Raw genomic sequence first — 17804 nt, forward strand, 5'->3', positions numbered from 1 at the left:
TGCGAGCAAAGATGGTCAGAGCGAGTAGGGGAGTCTCGACTCGTTGACCAGTCGCGACAGGGCTGTCACTACATGAGGGTCAAACTGGGTGCCGGAGCGGGACTGGATATACTCCATGGTCTGCGCCAGCGTCCAGGGCTCCTTGTAGGGGCGCTTGCTGAGCAGGGCATCGAATACATCGACTACCGCCACAATCCGCGCCGACAGCGGGATCTGCTGAGCAGCCAGCTGCTGCGGGTAGCCCTTGCCATCGAAGTGTTCATGGTGGCCCCGAGCGATTTCGGCGCCGAGAGAGAGGTAGCTGGTTCCCTCCACCATTTCACCCGCCTTGTGCAGGATATTGGCGCCGATACCGGCGTGCTGCTCCATGATGGCCCGCTCTTCCGGGTCGAAACGTCCGGGCTTGTGCAGGATATGGTCCGGGGTGCCCACCTTGCCCACATCGTGCAGGATGGAGGCCATGCCGATCATTTCGACAAACTCCGGGGTCAGCTGCTCGGGATAGGCCGCCATCTGCTTCAATTCGGCCACGATGGCATCCGAGAGTTTCTGCACCCGCAAGACATGCTCGCCGGTATCGGAGTCGCGAAACTCCGCCAGCGCCGCCAGCGCCACCACGGTGGCCTCCTGGGCGCGCAGCAACTGGTTGTAGAGATAGAGGTTGTCGTAGGCCGCCGAGATGCGCTGACAGAAGACATCCAGCAGATCGCATTCGAGGGGATCGAGAGGCTGGGTCGGGGTAAAACTCAGCACGAACTCGCGACCATTCTGGGCGGCGATATAGAGGGAGTCCTGTGGGTGTTCAAAGCGGTTGCAGCGCGCCGCCAGAGCCTTCATGACCGAGTCATTGAGGGTGGGAAAGTCGGTGATCTTGCCATCATCCAGCAGAGTCTCGTAGTCGCCGGTGGCGGCGAGGATCTCCAGCCCCTGTTCGCCGGGACGGCGCTCGGCACAGATAGCCCCTTCGGTGCCCACATCGAGAATGGCGCTGATCTGTTTCAGCACGCCGGAGGCAAACTCCTTGAGTGAATGAAGATGGTAGAGATCGCCCGCCCCTTCGAGAATTTTGCCGAGCCCCTGCCGGCTCTTGTCGATGGCACTGAGGGTTTCGTATGAACGCAGGGATGCGATGACGGTGGTGTAGAGCTTTTGTACCGTCAGTTCGGTCTTGGTCTTGTAGTCATTGATGTCGTAATCGAGGATCACCCGCTGCTCGGGTGCTTGGCCGGGCTGGCCGGTACGCAGCACGATCCGCACCAGCGAGTTATGCATTTCGTTGCGGATCCGGTGTACCAGCCGCAGACCTGCGTCTTCTGTCTCCATCACCACATCGAGCAGGATCAGTGCAATCCTGGGATTGGCCTCCAGCATACGGCCAGCTTCGGCGCCACTGTAGGCATTGAGCAGCTCCAGCGGACGGGATTTGTAATGAATGTTGGAGAGGGCCAGGCGGGTGGCATGATGGATATCCGGCTCATCATCCACGATCAGCACTTGCCATGGGTTGAGTGCCTTGGGGACCACGACCTCCTCATCATCGAGTTCGATGATGTCGTCGTCCAGCAAGATATCGTCCTTGTCTTGGGCACTGCTCATATCGGTTACGCCTCCGGCGCTCAATGAGTATGTGAACAGTATGCACGATCACATCCGCTCGGATCATCAGGATAAGTAGATATCGTGAGCTGGCTCCGCCTCTTTATCGCTACTCGAAAGGTTCCAGATACCCCTGGATCGACTTCTTCAACCAGGCCAACACCTTGCCGTGATAGGCGTTTTCCGCCAGATAGACCCCGTAATCCCGCCACTGCAGGCTGAACTTGTGTTTCAGAGTCAGCAGGGAGCCTTGTCGCAGCTGGCTCTGGATCAGTGGCGAGGGGAGCACCGCCCAGCCCAGTCCGTCCAGCACCGCATTGCGCATCAACTCGAAGCTGGAGAGACCGATATGCTGGCCTCCCACAGGTAGCAGGCTTTTTACCGAAAATTCATCTACATACGAGAGGGTGACCTGGGTGTGATCGGTCAGATCCTGCTGTTTGACCCGCTTCAGTCCGGCCAGCGGATGGCTGGGTGCCACCACCATCAGGGTGCGGATCGGGTTGAGCATGTCGATATTGAGGCCGCTGCGCTCCTGATCTTCGGTAATAAGGCCAAAGGCGGCATCGACGAATCCCTCTTCCACCAGCGCCGGCAGTTCGGGCGGGGAGGCGAGCACCAGCGAGATACTGGTACCGGGAAACTGATTGTGCAGGCTGGCCAGCATCTCGCGCCACACCGGCTCGGGAATGGCGTCATCGCGGGCAACCCGCAGCGCCACTTCGGCCCCCGAGGCGTAATGTTTGCACTTCTGCTGCAGGCTGTTGGCTGCCTGCAGCAGGCGAGTGCAATCATCAAGCACCAGCTCGCCGATCTCGGTCAGGCGACTCTGATTGGCGCCTCGTTCAAAAAGTTCGACGCCAAGCTCAACTTCCAGCGCCGCGATGGCGGTGCTGACGGCGCTGCGGCTTTTGCCGAGGCGACGGGCGGTGTTGGCAATAGAGCCGCTATTGGCTGACTCTACAAAGAGTTCTATCTGATATAGCTTCATGTTTTACAGGCCATGACGGATTTTTTCACCATCACCTTAGCGTGCCGAACCAAGGCAAGGCAAACCTGTGGCGTCGGAATAATCGACGCTGAGCGATTGTCGCGAGTTGCTTCTCCCCGTTTACCATCTCTCCCGTCGAAGCAACAAAGGCATCTTATATGTTATTAAGTCGTATGTTTCTGGCCCGGCTGTTTTTGACCGGCGCCATCGTGACCGAGGTCGCCGGTACCTCCAGCATGGCCATGATCCCCGAGCAGGGAGCTGGCTGGATGAATTACATCCCGATGTGGCTGTTGATCGGCTTCTCGTACTGGTTGCTGGCGAAAGCCGCCAAAACAATCTCCATTGGTATTGCGTTTGCGCTCTGGGAGGGGCTCGGGATCACCCTGATCACCATAGTGTCGGTCATGTTCCTTGGTTACGATGTGACCGTTCAGGAGCTGATTGGCCTGGCTCTCGCGATAGTGGGGATTGTTATGGTGACCATGGGGGAGACCCATGATGAGCCTGCAGACAAGTCAGTAGAAGCGGAGGCCACTGCATGAGTCCGTTTGTGATTGTACTGGGCGCCGCACTGATCGATATCGGCGCCAACATGGCCATCAACCGCTCCAAGGGGTTTCGTTACAAGGGGTGGGGATTCCTAGGGATCATGCTGGTACTCGGCGCCTTTACCCTGCTCTCGGAAGCGGTAAGTGGCGGCCAGATTGACCTGGCTGTTGCCTACGCCACCTGGGGGGCTATCGGCATCGTCGGTACGGCGCTGGGTGGTTTGCTCTTCTTCGGTGAGCGGCTCAAGCCCATCGGCTGGGCTGGCATGATGGTGATGGCGCTGGCTGTCGTTATGCTGACTACCGCCTGATAACCTGGAGCAATAAGAAAAGCCGCCCAGTTGCAACCGGGCGGCTTTTGTTTGGCTGATTGCTTGGTCGATGCAGGCTCAGCGCGGCGCTTCGTAGAGCTCCAGCGGCAGGCCGTCGGGGTCGGCGAAGAAGGTAAAGCGCTTGCCGGTCAGCTCGTCCACCCGCACCGGCTCTACCTCGACCCGATGGGCCAGCAGGTGGGCGATGACCCGGTCAAGATCGCTGACCCGAAAGGCGAGATGGCGCAGGCCGCACGCCTCGGGGCGGGAGGGGCGCTTGGGAGGCGAGGGGAAGCTGAACAGCTCCAGCTGGCTGCCGTCCGGCAGGGCCAGATCCAGTTTCCACGACTGGCGCGCTTCGCGCAGGGTCTCGGCGATGATGGGCAGCCCCAGCACTTCGTGATAGAAGTGGCGCGAGCGTGGGTAATCGCTGGCGATGATGGCCACATGGTGGATGGCGTCAAACAGCGGAAAGGTCATGGTGTTTCCTTGTCAGCAGCATAGTGAACGGGCAGCCTGTGCTGCCCGTGTCGTTGATCTAGTTGAAGAAACCGCCGAACCAGTCATCCAGCGCACTGCGCGGCGACGCACTGCTGGCGCAACCGGCCGGGGAGCCCATGGTGGAGGCTTTAGCCGGCACCTGCAGGCTGCCCGGGCAGTCGCTGGTGACGCGGGTGCCGCTGGCGCGGGAGAAGTTGGCCCAGGTGACCCCTTCCGGCATCTTCAATCCCAGACTGTTGACGCCGCGCTGGCTCATGTAGCCGCTAAAGAGCTGCAGAGCACCGCTGGCTCCGGTCAAGCCCGCCGGGGTGTTGTCGTCGCGACCGACCCAGATACTGACCAGCTCGTTGTTGTCCATCCCGGCAAACCAGGAGTCGCGCAGCTCGTTGGTAGTGCCGGTCTTGGCCGCCATGGTGGCGCCGGGGAACTTGGCACTGAGCGCGCGGGCTGTGCCCTGACTCACCGTCTTGGTCATGGCGAACAGGGTCAGCCAGCTTGCTTGCTGGTCGGTGACCCGCTTGGCGGTCTGGTCATGCTGATAGAGCAGGCTGCCATCTCCGTTCACCACGGCGCGAATGGCCGACAGCGGCTGGGTGAGCCCCTGATTGGCGATGGGCAGATACATCTGGTTCACCTCCAGCGGGGAGAGGGCGACCGCCCCCAGCACCAGCGACGGATAGGGCTGGATCTCCTGCTGGACTCCCAGCTTGTGCAGGGTGTCGACAACCTTCTCCAGTCCCACTTGCAGACCCAGATTGACGGTCGGCACGTTGAGGGAGCTGGCCAACGCATCCATCAGCGGCACGCTCTGGCGGAACTTGCGATCGTAGTTCTGCGGAGTCCAGACCTGACCATCCTGACCGCGAATACGGATCGGCTGATCTTTGAGCGGGGTCGCCAGGGTCAGGCCGTTGGAGAGACCGGTGAGGTAGACCGCCGGTTTCACCAGCGAGCCGATCTGGCGGCGGGCATCCAGCGCCCGGTTGAACCCGGCGTAGCGGGGATCGCGGCCACCCACCAGCGCCACCACTTCGCCCTTGTGCCAGTCGGAGACCACCATGGCCGCCTCCAGCTTCTTCTTGCCGCGCAGCTTCTCGATATCGGCGAGGCCCGATTCGACCGCCCGCTCGGCCGCGTGCTGGGCGATGGGATCGAGGCTGGTGAAGATCTTGAGGCCAGACTGCTTGAGCAGATCGGCGCCGAAGCGGCTCTGGATCTCCCGCTTGAGCAGCCCCATAAAGGCCGGGGTGCGGCCATAGCTCATCTGGCCGCGGGCGATGATGCCAAGGGGCTGGCGGCTGGCCAGCTCATATTCGGCCTGGGTCAGGCTGCCGTGATCCATCAGCAGCTTCAGCACCAGATCGCGGCGGGTCTTGGCCCGCTCCGGGAAGCGCCATGGGTCGTAATAGGAGGGGCCTTTCACCAGACCGACCAGCAGGGCGACCTGATCGATATCCAGCTCGTTGACCGGAATGCCGAAGTAGAAGTAGGAGGCAAGCCCGAAACCGTAGACCCCTTGCGAGAAGTTCTGCCCCAGATAGACCTCGTTGAGGTAGGACTCGAGGATCTCGTCCTTGCTGTAGCGATAGTCGATCAGCACCGCCATATAGGCTTCCTGCAGTTTTCGCCACAGACTGCGCTCACGGGTCAGGAAGAAGTTTTTGGCCAGCTGCTGGGTGAGGGTACTGCCCCCCTGCACGGTGCGACCCGCGATCAGGTTGGCGAACATGGCGCGCATGATGGCCACTGGCGAGACGCCGCCATGCTGGTAGAAGTCGCGATCTTCGGTGGTGAGCAGGGTCACCAGCAGGCTGTCGGGCACTTCGGCGATACGCACCAGCAGGCGATCTTCCCGATCTTCGGTATTGAGGCGATCGAGCAGCACCGGGTCCATCTGGGCGTAACCGAGCTGGCGCTGGTTCTCCAGCGACTGGATCCCCTCAAGGCGCGGGCCGTTGAAGGTGAGGCGCAGGCCACGGGCTCCGTCGGCGCCGTCATAGAACTCGAACGGGCGGCGAATCAGCTCGATGCGATTGCCATTGATGGTGTATTCACCCGGCGTGTGAGGCTGGCGCACCTGCTTGTAGCTCAGCATGTTGAGCTCGCGCAGCATCTGGTCCCGCGACAGGCGCTGGCTGGGGTAGAGCTCCAGCGGGCGGCTGTAGACCATCACCGGCAGCTGCCACTTCTCGCCATCGAAGCGCTCGCGCACCTTGGTATCGAGGTAGATGCCAAACACCACCATAAAGGCCGCCACCACCAGGGAGAGCTTGAAGCCAAGCCAGAACAGCTTGCGCCAGATGGTGCGTTTGGGCGCTGCCTTCTTGGGGGCACGCTTGCGTCGTTGGGTTGCCATAAATCCTCTTTGCTTTCCTTTCTACTTGTTATGTCGCATTCGCGAACGTCCGATCGGGATTAACCCATCGAACCTAGATGCCCATCTTCTTCTTGGTGACCCTGGTCGGCATCGCCTCCAGCGGATTATCCGGCCAGTAGTGGCGGGGATAGCGCCCCTTCATCTCTTTCTTCACCTGTTCGTAGGATCCAGCCCAGAAAGCGGCCAGATCGGCAGTGATCTGCAGCGGTCGCTGGGCGGGGGAGAGCAGCTCCACTACCAGCGGTACCCGGCCATCGGCCACGCAGGGGGTCGAACCTTGCCCGAACATCTCCTGAATGCGCACTGGGATCACCGGTGCCTGCCCCGGTTGATAGCGGATCCGCACCCGGCTGCCGGTGGGCGCCGCAAAGTGGCTCGGCAGCGCCTCGTCCAGCCGTTTGGGCAACGGCCAGGGCAGGGATTGGCGCAGGATGTCGCCGAGGTTGAGCTTTTTCAACTGCTCCAGCCGGGTCATGCCGCTCACCGCTGGCAGCAACCACTGTTCCAGCGTGGCCAGCAGGCTCTCGTCATCCATCGCGGGCCACCCCTCATCGGGCAGCCAGTCGCGGGCGCAGCGCAGGCGGGCCAGCAGCCCTTCGCTGCTCTCGTCCCACGGCAGCACATGCAGCCCCTTGCGGCGAATGCCTTGCAGCAGGCAGCGCCCTTTCTGCTCGTCAGAGAGTTCGGTCAGCGGTCGCTGGCTCAGCACCAGTTCGCCGATCACCTGCTGGCGTTCGGCGCGTACTCGCTCTTCCCGCTCATCCCAGTCGAACCACTGCCGTTCGCTCACCAGTTCTGGCAGCAGGCGCACCAGCTCGTCCAGATCGACCGGTTCGGCGATAAAGATGCGGCTGCCGCGATCGTTCTGCCCCATCTCGATGGCGATGAGAGCGGCTTGTCCCTGACAGGGATGACCTTCTACCAGATCGCAGCTCACCCCACCACTGAGTTGATAGCGACTGCCGCTGCGCAGTTTGCCGATGCGATCCGGCCAGGCGAGGGCACAGAGTAGCCCGAGCCACTGACCCTGCGCACTGGCAGGGCGGGCGCCAAGCCGTTCAAACCAGCGGGCAGCGTTCTGGCGCAGGGCGCTTTGACGGCGGTGGAACAACACAGAGAGGCGCTCCGATCCTCGCAGATCTTCTTCCTGCAACGCCACCAGATAAGCGGCATCGGCGACAATCCCTGTCAGACCTTCAGCTTCCAGCTCGCGGGCGCGCAGCAGCATGCGTGCAAGGCGAGGGTGAGTACCGAAGGCGGCCATGGCGCGGCCAGCGGGAGTGAGTTGTTGCTCACCCTCCGGCTTCATGGCGCCAAGGGCCACCAGTAGCCGCTGGGCGCTGGCCACCGCAGCGGCTGGGGGCATGTCCAGCAGCGGCAGATCTTCCACCTTTGCCCCCCACTGGGCGGCGTCCAGCAGCAGGCCGGTCAGCTCCTGAGTGAGGATATCTGGCGGGCTCTGCTCGGCGAGTCGCTCCTGCACCTCGCTGCTCCAGAGCCGGTAGCAGATACCAGGGCCGAGACGGCCAGCACGGCCTGCCCGCTGGGTGGCGGAGGATTTGGCTATCTGGCGGGTCTCCAGTCGGGTGACACCGCTTTTCAGATCATAGGAGGCCCGTCGTTCCAGCCCGCTATCGATCACCACCGAAATCCCCTCAATAGTGAGGGAGGTCTCCGCCACATTGGTGGTGAGCACCAGCTTACGGTGGCCCGCTGGTGCCGGTTCGATGGCTGCCTGCTGCGCCGCCATGTCGAGGCGGCCGTAGAGGGGGGCGAGGGTCACGTCGTCCGGCAGTTTGTCTGCCAACCACTGCGCCAACCGCTCGATCTCACCCTGTCCCGGCAGAAAGACCAGTAGGCTGCCATCTTGCTCGGCCAGCGCTTCGAGCACCACGGCGCCGACCTGCGGCTCCAGCCACTGCTGGCGATTGGCGGGGCGGTAGTGATAGTCGATGGGAAAACCGCGCCCCTCGGAGCGAACCACAGGGGCATCCGGCAGCAAGGTCTCGAGTGCCATGCCATCCAGGGTAGCGGACATCACCAGGAGCTTGAGGTCATCGCGCAATCCCTGCTGGCTCTCGATGGCGAAGGCCAGCGCGGTATCGGCGTGCAGACTGCGTTCGTGGAACTCATCGAAGATCACCAGCGAGACGCCAGTCAGCTCAGGGTCCTGCTGCAACATCCGGGTCAGCACCCCTTCGGTGACGATCTCGAACCGGGTCGCTGCGCTGGTGCGGCTCTCGCCACGCACTCGCAGGCCGATGCGCTCGCCCACCTTCTCCCCCAGTTGGCGCGCCAGAAAAGTGGCGATATTGCGCGCCGCAAGGCGCCTTGGTTCCAGCATGATGATGCGGCCGGGTAGCCGGTTCTGACGCACCAGCTCCAGCGGCAGCAGGGTCGATTTGCCCGCGCCGGGTGGCGCCTGCAGGATCACGCTGGTGTGGCTGTCGAGGGCGGCAAAGAGTTCGGGCAATACCGAAACGATGGGGAGCTGGGACAAAGCGATGAGCACCTTCTGTGGCAACCGGTAAAACGGCGCCTATTCTGCCACAGCCACCCGCGCCACCGTGAGTGGATGTGCGGAGATGGTCACTCGGGCGGGAGGCTGGCGAGACATGGCCGGATGGCTGCCATAGAATGGGCCCATCCAATGAGCGTGAAAAAGGCATTATCACCACATGGCCAAACTCTTTTTTGCCCTGCCCGTCAAGGAGCTCGCCCCCGAGCTCATCGCCTGGCGCGATAAGCTGCCCTGGCCCGGTCAGCCGGTGCCACAAGCCAACCTCCACCTGACCCTGGCTTTTCTGGGTGAGGCGGACGAGTTGACCACCCGCCGCCTGATCGCCGCCGTGGAGCGTCAGCACTGTCCGCCGCTCTCCATCAGGCTGGATGAGACCGGCTGGTTCAGCCGGGCCAAGGCCGCCTGGATTGGCCCGAAGGAGTGGCCCAACGAGCTGACCGTGCTGGCGAAGGCGCTGCGCCGCCACGGTGAGAAGTTGCGCCTTGGCAATGGCGAGCAGGGTTATCGACCCCACGTCACCCTGTCGCGCAAGGCGGGCGAGGCGCCTGCCATCCTGCCAGCCCCAAATTTTCTGCTGCAGGCCGATGAGTTCTGCCTCTATCAATCCATCTCGACTTCGGACGGGGTGCGCTATGAGCCGCTTGCCTGCTGGCCGCTGCGTGCCCGGGTAAAAGAAGATGCGCGGAGGGCTAACCCGTGATTTTTGATCCCCCCCTGCAATCGGGCCAGCTGGTGGCCCGCTACAAGCGCTTTCTGACCGATGTGCAACTCGATAACGGCGAGGTCATCACCATCCACTGCGCCAACACCGGTGCCATGACCGGTTGTGCCGATCCTGGCACCCGGGTCTGGTACTCCACCTCCGACAACCCCAAGCGCAAGCTGCCCAACAGCTGGGAGATCGCCGAGAGCCCGGCGGGCCATTTTATCTGCGTCAACACGGCGCGCGCCAACCAGATCGCCCGGGAGTTGATCGAGCAGGAGGCTATCGCTCCGCTGGCGGGTTACAGCCGGTTGCGCACCGAGGTGAAGTATGGCGAAGAGAACAGTCGCATCGATCTGTTGCTGGAAGATGACGAGAAGGGCAATTGTTACATCGAGGTAAAATCGGTCACCCTGCTCGACGAACGTGAACATCCGGGTATGGGCTACTTCCCCGATGCGGTCACCGCCCGTGGTGCCAAGCATTTGCGCGAGTTGATGGCCATGAAAGCGGCAGGCCACAGGGCCGTGCTGCTCTTTATGGTGCTGCACTCCGGAATAAGCCGGATGCGCCCTGCAACCCATATAGATCCGCACTATAGTCTGCTAATTGAGCAGGCAATCGCGGCGGGGGTTGAAATTTTATGCTATCGGCCCCATGTTGGGGTGCAAGGCATGGTGGCTCAAGGGTTTATCCCGTTTGAATCTGGTCACCTGTTACCCGAGGGGAGTGCATAAATATTGGAGTGGGTAACATTATTGGTACGGCTCGTTTGCTTACCCGTTACCCTTCTGCTATAGATGTCGCCCTCAATTTATGGATGGCACGGGTAGCGTGCTGAATTAGGAGACAGGGCATGCCAACAGGCGAAAACAGGAAATCTCTGGGCCCCCTGGCCATTGCGGGTGTCGCGCCTTACCAGGAAAAGCCGGGTGAGGAGTACATGAATGACCAACAAAAGGCGCATTTTCGCAAGATCCTGGGTGCCTGGCGCAACCAACTGATGCAGGAAGTTGATCGTACCGTCGACCATATGAAAGACGAGGCTGCCAACTTCCCGGATCCCGTGGATCGTGCCGCGCAAGAAGAAGAGTTCGCTCTTGAACTGCGTACCCGCGACCGTGAACGCAAGCTGATCAAGAAGATCGAGAAGACCTTGCAGCTGCTGGAAGATGACGACTTCGGTTACTGCGAGCACTGCGGTATCGAAATCGGTATCCGCCGTCTGGAAGCCCGTCCGACAGCCGACCTCTGTGTCGACTGCAAGACGCTGGCCGAGATCAAGGAAAAGCAGATGGCCGGTTGATACCGACCCGCTGCAATATGAAAAAGGGAGCTTGCGGGCTCCCTTTTTTATTGCGCATTTCTTATTGAGCTTTTGGGCGGGGCGTCCCAAAATGCGCCTCACTGAACTGCTTATCCGAACCGTCATGGCTGTGAATACCCCTTCCTCCCCCCAAATTCGCCCCTATGTGGGCCGCTTTGCGCCGTCCCCTTCCGGCCCGCTCCACTTCGGTTCGCTGATTGCGGCCCTCGGCAGCTTTTTGCAGGCCAGAGCGCAGCAGGGACGCTGGTTGGTACGCATCGAGGATATCGATCCGCCGCGGGAGATGGCGGGGGCTGCGACCCTGATCCTCAAGACCCTTGAGGCATATGGTCTCGAGTGGGATGGGGAGGTGATGTTCCAGAGCGCGCGCCACGGCCGCTATGACGAGATCATCGACCAGCTCTATCGGGCGGGGGATCTCTACTGGTGCCGCTGCACCCGGCGAGAAATCATGGCCGCGGGCGGTCTCTACAGCGGCCACTGCCGCACCCTCGGGCTTGCGGCCGAAGGTTGCGCCGCCCGGCTGCGCCAGCACCATCCGGTCTACCACTTCGACGATCGTTTGCAGGGCCATATCGCGGTCCCGGCGGCGCTCGCCGAGGAGGATTTCATTATCCGTCGCCGCGACGGGCTCTACGCCTACAACCTGGCGGTGGTGGTGGATGATATGGACAGCGGCATTACCGAGATAGTGCGCGGCGCCGATCTGCTGGAGCCCACGGTGCGCCAGATTGCCCTTTATCAGACGCTGGGGGCGCCGGTGCCCGACTGGGTGCATTTGCCGCTGGCGGTGCTGGCAGATGGCAACAAGCTCTCCAAGCAGAACCATGCGCCGGCGCTGGCGCTCGATGAGGTGCGACCGGCCCTGTGGCAGGCGCTGCACTTCCTCGGCCAGTGCCCGCCGCCCGAGCTGATGGCGAGCCGGATTGACGAGATCATCGAATGGGGTATCGCTAACTGGCAGCTCGAACGGGTGCCAGCCAGCGAGAAGATCCCGCTTGCTGATTGCTGAGTCGACCAGGTGATTTTTGTTTGATTGAGCGTAAATTGCCGCTGTTGATTGTGATTTTACCGGGATGATCCGTTTCAAACTGGATCAATTGTCAGCACGGTTTTTCATTTGTGCAGGCGTGAGCTATGATAGGCCGCTATTTTTTGGCCTCCCGTCAATTTAGAAGTCATGAAGAGGTGTACCATTTTTTCCCAGATCGCAAACTTTTGCCGCAAGGTGCTCGGCAAGGAAGACGGCGAGCAGTCGGTGGAATCCCCCATTCCAGCCCGTGTCGCCGGTCAACGTCGTACCTTAAGCCGTGATCAGCACCCTATTTCGCGCAAAGAGATCAGCGAGAATGCACTCAAGGTGCTCTATCGCCTGAACAAAGGGGGCTATGAGGCCTACCTGGTCGGCGGCGGAGTCCGGGATCTGCTGCTCGGGAAGACGCCCAAGGATTTCGACATCGCAACCGATGCGACGCCGGAGCAGATCAAGGCGCTGTTCAGCAACTGCCGCCTGATTGGCCGTCGTTTCCGCCTGGCCCACATTGTCTTTGGTCGTGACGTGATCGAAGTGGCCACCTTCCGGGGTCACCACCATCAGGTCAATACCAGCAAACATGTGTCGGCACAGTCTGATGAAGGGATGCTGCTGCGCGACAACGTCTACGGCACCATCGAAGAGGATGCCGAGCGCCGCGACTTTACCGTCAACGCCCTCTACTACAGTGCCAAAGATTTCACCCTGCACGATTTCGAAGGAGGTCTGGAAGATCTGGCCGAGCGCAAGCTTGAGCTGATCGGTGATCCCGAGACCCGTTATCGTGAAGATCCGGTGCGGATGCTGCGCGCTGTGCGCTTTGCCGCCAAGCTGGATATGACCATCAGCCCGCGTACCGCCGCCCCCATCAAGGAGCTGGCGCCACTGCTGCAAGACATCCCGGCTGCCCGCCTGTTTGAGGAGACCCTCAAGCTGTTCCTGGCTGGCGATGGTCTGGCGACCTACAAACTGCTGCGCGAGTATGGCCTGTTCCAACAGCTCTTCCCGCAAGTAGCGGCGTTGTTTACCCCGCACGGCAACTCGCCCTACGAGCAGTTTATCGAGCAGGCGCTGATCGATACCGACACCCGCGTTCGTGAAGATAAGCGCGTCACCCCCGCCTTCCTCTACGCCACCCTGCTGTGGGGCTGCGTCGAGGCCCGTGGTCGGGTGCTGGAGAACGAGAGCGGCCTGCCCTGGTATGACGCCTTCATGCTGGCGATCAACGAGGTACTGGACAATCAGGTGCGGATCATCGCCGTTCCCCGCCGTTTCACCACAGATGTCCGCGACATCTGGGCACTGCAACAGCGGTTGACCCGTCGTCAGGGCAAGCACCCCGAGCGCGCCATGGAGCATCCCAAGTTCCGCGCTGCGTTCGACTTCCTGTTGCTGCGCAACCGGGTCGAGCGCGGTCTCGGTGAGCTGGCCAGCTGGTGGGAGCGCTATGTTGCCTCCAATCCGGATGTGCGCCCGCAACTGCAGCGTGAAGCGACCCGTCGCCCGGCAAGCGGTGAGCGCGGTGAGTCCCGCAGCCACGATGGCGAGAAGCGCAGCAGCAACAGCCGCAACCGTCGTCGCCCCCGTCGCCGCAAACCGAAAGTGGCCGAGTGACAACAGACGTGATGACCGAGGTCTTCATCGCCATTGGTTCCAACCTGTCTGACCCGCTGGGTCAGGCTCGTCGCGCCGTTGCCGCCCTGGCAAGGTTGCCGGAATCTGTGCTGGTGGAGGCCTCGTCGTTTTACAGCAGCCGCCCCATGGGCCCTGCTGACCAGCCGGACTACGTCAATGCCGTGGCCCGGCTCAATACCCGGCTCGCGCCCCTTGCGCTGCTGGATCAATTACAAAAAATCGAGCTGGAACAGGGACGTGTGCGCAAAGATGAGCGGTGGGGGCCGAGAACTCTGGATCTCGATCTGCTGCTCTATGGGGATCAGGTGATCAACCATGAGCGCCTGATCGTACCCCACTACGGCATGAAGGAGCGGGAGTTCGTGCTGCTGCCCCTTGCCGAAATTGCGCCTGCTCTGGTGCTGCCCTGCGGCACCCCGCTCGCCCTACTGGTTGCCCGCTGCCCGCACAATGATTTGGCCATCATTGCCCCGCGTGCAGACGTACAGGAGCCTCTATGAGCAAGATCACCACCGCCAGCCTGCTGAAGATGAAGCAGGAAGGTCAAAAGTTCACCGCCATCACCGCCTATGATGCCACCTTTGCCAAGCTGTTCGACGACGAGGGGGCCCACGTGCTGCTCATCGGCGATTCACTGGGCATGGTGCTGCAAGGGGGTCAGGATACCCTGGCGGTCAACATGGATGAGATGGTCTATCACACCCGCTGTGTGGCGCGCGGTGCCAGCAAGGCACTGGTGGTCGCCGACATGCCGTTCATGAGCTACGCCACTCCCGAGCAGACTTACCAGAACGCTGCCCGCCTGATGGCGGCCGGTGCCCGCATGGTGAAGATGGAAGGGGGCGACTGGCTGTGTGACTCCATCCGCCACCTCACCCGCAACGGGGTGCCGGTGTGCGGTCACCTCGGCCTCACTCCGCAATCCGTTCATGTCTTTGGCGGCTTCAAGGTGCAGGGGCGCGACGAGTTTCAAGCCCAGGAGATCTACCGTCAGGCCCTCGAACTGCAAGCGGCCGGTATCCAGCTGCTGGTGCTCGAGTGTGTGCCCACTGCGCTGGCCGAGCGCATCACCAAGGCGCTTCGCATCCCGGTGATCGGCATTGGTGCCGGCCCCGCGACCGACGGTCAGATTTTGGTGATGCACGATGCCTTTGGCGTCACCTCCGGCTATGTGCCCAAGTTCACCAAGAACTTCCTGGCCGAGACCGGCGATGTGCGTGCCGCCATCCGCCTCTATGTCCAGCAGGTGAGCGAGGGGAGCTTCCCCGGCCCGGAGCACTGCTTCAACTGATCCTGGCAGTTGCATGATGGGGGCTGCGGCCCCCGTCTCTGCTTCTCAGCCTCGCACAGTTAATCTGTATAGCTAATCCGTATCTTATTGATTCATCTAAAGGTGAACTGCTGATAGCTATGTTCGTGCCCCATCCCGCCCGAGCGCTATCTGTGGATGCAACCCGTCTCTCTTTTTGATTTATCGGAAGGTGAACTGCTGATGTTGGTCGTAAATAATCCCGTCGTTCTGCGTGAGCAGATAAGCCAATGGCGCCGTGAAGGGCGTGCCATCGCATTCGTGCCCACCATGGGCAATCTGCATCAGGGCCACCTGACGCTGGTGAAGGAGGCGCACAGCCACGCCGAGAAGGTGGTGGTCAGCATCTTCGTCAACCCGATGCAGTTCGATAAGGCCGAGGATCTTGCCAACTATCCGCGCACTCTGGAGCAGGATTGCGCTGCGCTGGAAGCCGCCGGCGTCGACATGGTATTCACCCCGACCCCGGAGATCATGTATCCGCAGGGGCTGGCCAGCCAGACCTTCGTCGAGGTGCCGGGTCTCTCCAATCTGCTGGAGGGGGCGCTGCGTCCGGGTCACTTCCGCGGTGTCAGCACCGTCGTCACCAAGCTGTTCAATCTGGTACAGCCGGATGTGGCCTGCTTTGGCCAGAAGGATTACCAGCAGTTGGCGCTTATTCGAAAGATGGTGGCCGACATGGCGATGCCCATCGAGATCGTCGGTGTGCCCACCGTGCGGGCCGAAGACGGGCTGGCGCTCTCTTCGCGCAACGGCTACCTGACAGCTGCCGAGCGGGCCATCGCCCCCGAGCTGGCGCGCACCATGAACTGGATCGCCGAGCAGATTGAAGCGGGTGACCACCACCTGCCCTCCCTGGTGGCGCAGGCCAGCCAGCGTCTCGACAACGCCGGTTTTCGTACCGATGCCATCGACATCGTCGATGCCGCCAACCTCGAAGCGGCTACCGACGAGAGCGAACAGCTGGTGATCCTGATGGCTGCTTATCTCGGCAAGGCCCGTCTTATCGACAACCGGGTGGTCACGCTACAGCAAGCCTGAGCGAGTCGCCCACAGGAGGATCTCATGTCCAAGAAGGTTTATTGCATCGCCCAATTCCTGCCGAAAGCCGGTCAGGAGCAGGCCCTGTTTCAGGTGTTGCAGGCACTGGAGCCCAACACTCTGCGTGAGGATGGCTGCCTGCAATATCGGGTAACCCGCCACATCGCCAGCCCGTTTGCCGAGGGGGAGAGCTTCCCCATCGTGTTCAACGAGATTTGGCAAGACATGGCCTCTTTCGAGGCGCACTGCCAGCGCGCCGAGATCAAGGCTTTCTTCGAGCGTTACTGTCTGGCCGACGATGGCCTGGCTGCCAAGTGGAACGTCTGCGTCTATAGCGACGAACCCGAACAGTACGACGCCCCCGTAAAGAAGTAATTCCCCCGATTGTCAGCGGACGCCTTCCCGGGCGTCCGCTGCTTTTTCACGCCTGCACTCTCCTGCATCCCGGCGTTTTGTTCTGCGGCCCTACCCGCATCCCCCTTTGTTTCAATCCACTCTCGGCCTGATGGCCGCTACAGGTATTCATGATGTTTGTCCTGATTACATCGCTTGTTTTCTGTCTGCTCTGTTTTGCCCTGACCCGGATTCCCTCTACTGTGCCGCTCTCGCGCAAGGTACTTGCGGGTCTGCTGCTTGGCGCCCTGTTCGGGCTGGCGCTGCAACTGGGCTGGGGCGCCGATGATGCCGGCATTCAGCAGACCCTGGAGTGGGTCAATATCATCGGCGGCGGCTATGTCAGCCTGCTCAAGGTGGTGATGATGCCGCTGGTGTTCACCTCCATCCTCTCCGCCATCAACAAGCTGGAGCAGGCCCAGTCTCTCGGCAAGATCAGCGCCGTACTGATCGGCTCCATGCTGACCCTGGTGATGATCGCCGGTGTGGTGGGGATGATGGTGACCCATCTGAGTGGTCTCACTGCCGAGGGGCTGTTGAGCCACGGCAGCGACACGGCAGCGCTGCAACAGAGCATGAGCACCATCGACAGTGCCCAGACCCTGCCGGCCCTGCTGCTCTCGCTGGTGCCAACCAACTTTGCCGCCGATATGGCGGGTAGCCGCGGTCTCTCGGTGATCGGCGTGGTGATCTTCACCGTGCTGGCGGGGGTTGCCCTGCTGCAGTTGAAGGTGGAGCATCCGCAGGCGGGGGCTCGCGCCGCCGTGGCCATCGATACCCTGCAACTGTGGGTGATGAAGATGGTGCGGGTGGTGATTGCGCTCACCCCCTATGGCGTGATGGCGCTGATCGCCCGGGTGGTGGCCCACTATCCCCTGAGCGAGATCCTCAGCCTGCTCGGCTTTATTCTGGTCTGCTACGTCGCCATTCTGGCGATGTTTGCGGTACACATGGTGATCCTGCTGCTGATCGGTCAGAACCCGCTGCACTATTTGCGGGAAGTGTGGGGCGTGCTCACTTTCGCTTTTGTCTCCCGCAGCAGCGCGGCTTCCATCCCGCTCAGTATCGAGACCCAGCAGCGTCTTGGGGTGCCCGCCAGCATCGCCAACTTTGCCGCCTCGTTCGGTGCCAACCTCGGCCAGAACGGTTGCGCCGGCATCTATCCGGCCATGATGGTGGCGATGATTGCTCCCATGCTCGGTATCAACCCGTTTGATCCCCTGTTCCTGCTGACTCTGCTGCCGGTAATTGCGCTGGGCTCCATCGGGGTGGCCGGCGTCGGCGGTGGCGGCACCTTCGCCGCGCTGATCGTGCTCTCCACCCTCAACTTCCCTATCGCGCTGGTGGGGGTGATGATCGCCATCGAGCCGCTGGTGGACATGGGCCGTACTGCTCTCAACGTCAATGGCTCCATCATGGCGGCGATGATCACCAAGCGCCTGCTGGGCAAACAGCAGCTGGCCGAGACGCAGGTGCTGGAGCAGCAGGCCGCCAGCTAACCCCAGCGTTCCCCAA

Annotated in this window: 17 protein-coding genes; 12 read left to right on the forward strand and 5 right to left on the reverse strand. The window is 61.7% G+C overall.

Annotated features, from left to right (window positions below; genetic code table 11):
• Window positions 1-15: 15 nt before the first annotated feature.
• Together I6L49_RS19440 and I6L49_RS19445 are read right to left on the reverse strand one after the other, a co-directional pair.
• Window positions 16-1596: a DUF3369 domain-containing protein gene (locus I6L49_RS19440; RefSeq protein ID WP_216950183.1), complete on the reverse strand. Its 1581-nt coding sequence runs from the start codon at window positions 1594-1596 to the stop codon at window positions 16-18.
• 109 nt (window positions 1597-1705) lie between these two features.
• Window positions 1706-2587, reverse strand: coding sequence for a LysR family transcriptional regulator (locus I6L49_RS19445; protein WP_204385067.1), 882 nt, complete (start codon window positions 2585-2587; stop codon window positions 1706-1708).
• A gap of 158 nt (window positions 2588-2745) precedes the next feature.
• Here I6L49_RS19445 and I6L49_RS19450 point away from each other — a divergent pair, with 158 nt between their 5' ends.
• Both I6L49_RS19450 and I6L49_RS19455 read left to right on the forward strand, forming a co-directional pair.
• On the forward strand, window positions 2746-3132 hold the full coding sequence (locus I6L49_RS19450; RefSeq protein WP_005335660.1) for a multidrug efflux SMR transporter: 387 nt from the start codon (window positions 2746-2748) through the stop codon (window positions 3130-3132).
• Window positions 3129-3449, forward strand: coding sequence for an SMR family transporter (locus tag I6L49_RS19455; RefSeq protein WP_005335659.1), 321 nt, complete (start codon window positions 3129-3131; stop codon window positions 3447-3449). The genes I6L49_RS19450 and I6L49_RS19455 overlap by 4 nt, the downstream gene beginning before the upstream one ends.
• A 78-nt stretch (window positions 3450-3527) precedes the next feature.
• Here I6L49_RS19455 and I6L49_RS19460 read toward each other — a convergent pair whose 3' ends face one another.
• From I6L49_RS19460 to hrpB, 3 genes are all read right to left on the reverse strand, one after another.
• A complete protein-coding gene (locus I6L49_RS19460; RefSeq protein WP_064335476.1) occupies window positions 3528-3929 on the reverse strand; it encodes a VOC family protein in 402 nt (133 codons plus the stop codon).
• Window positions 3930-3987: 58 nt separating this feature from the next.
• Window positions 3988-6306 (reverse strand): penicillin-binding protein 1B, encoded by a 2319-nt coding sequence (gene mrcB, locus I6L49_RS19465; RefSeq protein ID WP_005335656.1) that lies wholly within the window; start codon window positions 6304-6306, stop codon window positions 3988-3990.
• Between the two features lie 73 nt (window positions 6307-6379).
• Window positions 6380-8827, reverse strand: coding sequence for an ATP-dependent helicase HrpB (gene hrpB / locus I6L49_RS19470; protein ID WP_151287396.1), 2448 nt, complete (start codon window positions 8825-8827; stop codon window positions 6380-6382).
• 178 nt (window positions 8828-9005) lie between these two features.
• Here hrpB and thpR point away from each other — a divergent pair, with 178 nt between their 5' ends.
• From thpR to I6L49_RS19520, 10 genes are all read left to right on the forward strand, one after another.
• Complete coding sequence (gene thpR / locus I6L49_RS19475; protein ID WP_151287395.1) at window positions 9006-9548, forward strand: RNA 2',3'-cyclic phosphodiesterase; 543 nt, start codon at window positions 9006-9008, stop codon at window positions 9546-9548.
• Complete coding sequence (sfsA, locus tag I6L49_RS19480) at window positions 9545-10288, forward strand: DNA/RNA nuclease SfsA (protein WP_047437797.1); 744 nt, start codon at window positions 9545-9547, stop codon at window positions 10286-10288. The genes thpR and sfsA overlap by 4 nt, the downstream gene beginning before the upstream one ends.
• Window positions 10289-10407: 119 nt before the next feature.
• A complete protein-coding gene (dksA, locus tag I6L49_RS19485; protein WP_005335644.1) occupies window positions 10408-10857 on the forward strand; it encodes an RNA polymerase-binding protein DksA in 450 nt (149 codons plus the stop codon).
• Window positions 10858-10981: 124 nt separating this feature from the next.
• Complete coding sequence (gene gluQRS, locus I6L49_RS19490) at window positions 10982-11890, forward strand: tRNA glutamyl-Q(34) synthetase GluQRS (protein WP_216951685.1); 909 nt, start codon at window positions 10982-10984, stop codon at window positions 11888-11890.
• Between the two features lie 168 nt (window positions 11891-12058).
• A complete protein-coding gene (gene pcnB, locus I6L49_RS19495; RefSeq protein ID WP_111900188.1) occupies window positions 12059-13525 on the forward strand; it encodes a polynucleotide adenylyltransferase PcnB in 1467 nt (488 codons plus the stop codon).
• An 11-nt stretch (window positions 13526-13536) separates the two neighbouring features.
• Complete coding sequence (gene folK, locus I6L49_RS19500) at window positions 13537-14046, forward strand: 2-amino-4-hydroxy-6-hydroxymethyldihydropteridine diphosphokinase (protein WP_184235878.1); 510 nt, start codon at window positions 13537-13539, stop codon at window positions 14044-14046.
• Window positions 14043-14837, forward strand: coding sequence for a 3-methyl-2-oxobutanoate hydroxymethyltransferase (panB, locus tag I6L49_RS19505; protein ID WP_005335640.1), 795 nt, complete (start codon window positions 14043-14045; stop codon window positions 14835-14837). The genes folK and panB overlap by 4 nt, the downstream gene beginning before the upstream one ends.
• A 201-nt stretch (window positions 14838-15038) precedes the next feature.
• Window positions 15039-15896 (forward strand): pantoate--beta-alanine ligase, encoded by an 858-nt coding sequence (gene panC, locus I6L49_RS19510; RefSeq protein ID WP_124928564.1) that lies wholly within the window; start codon window positions 15039-15041, stop codon window positions 15894-15896.
• A gap of 24 nt (window positions 15897-15920) precedes the next feature.
• Complete coding sequence (locus tag I6L49_RS19515; protein WP_041210222.1) at window positions 15921-16271, forward strand: putative quinol monooxygenase; 351 nt, start codon at window positions 15921-15923, stop codon at window positions 16269-16271.
• A gap of 149 nt (window positions 16272-16420) precedes the next feature.
• Window positions 16421-17788, forward strand: coding sequence for a cation:dicarboxylase symporter family transporter (locus I6L49_RS19520; protein WP_216950184.1), 1368 nt, complete (start codon window positions 16421-16423; stop codon window positions 17786-17788).
• Window positions 17789-17804 lie beyond the last annotated feature (16 nt).

This window comes from Aeromonas sp. FDAARGOS 1419, assembly GCF_019047045.1.
Taxonomy (GTDB): Bacteria; Pseudomonadota; Gammaproteobacteria; order Enterobacterales; family Aeromonadaceae; genus Aeromonas; species Aeromonas veronii.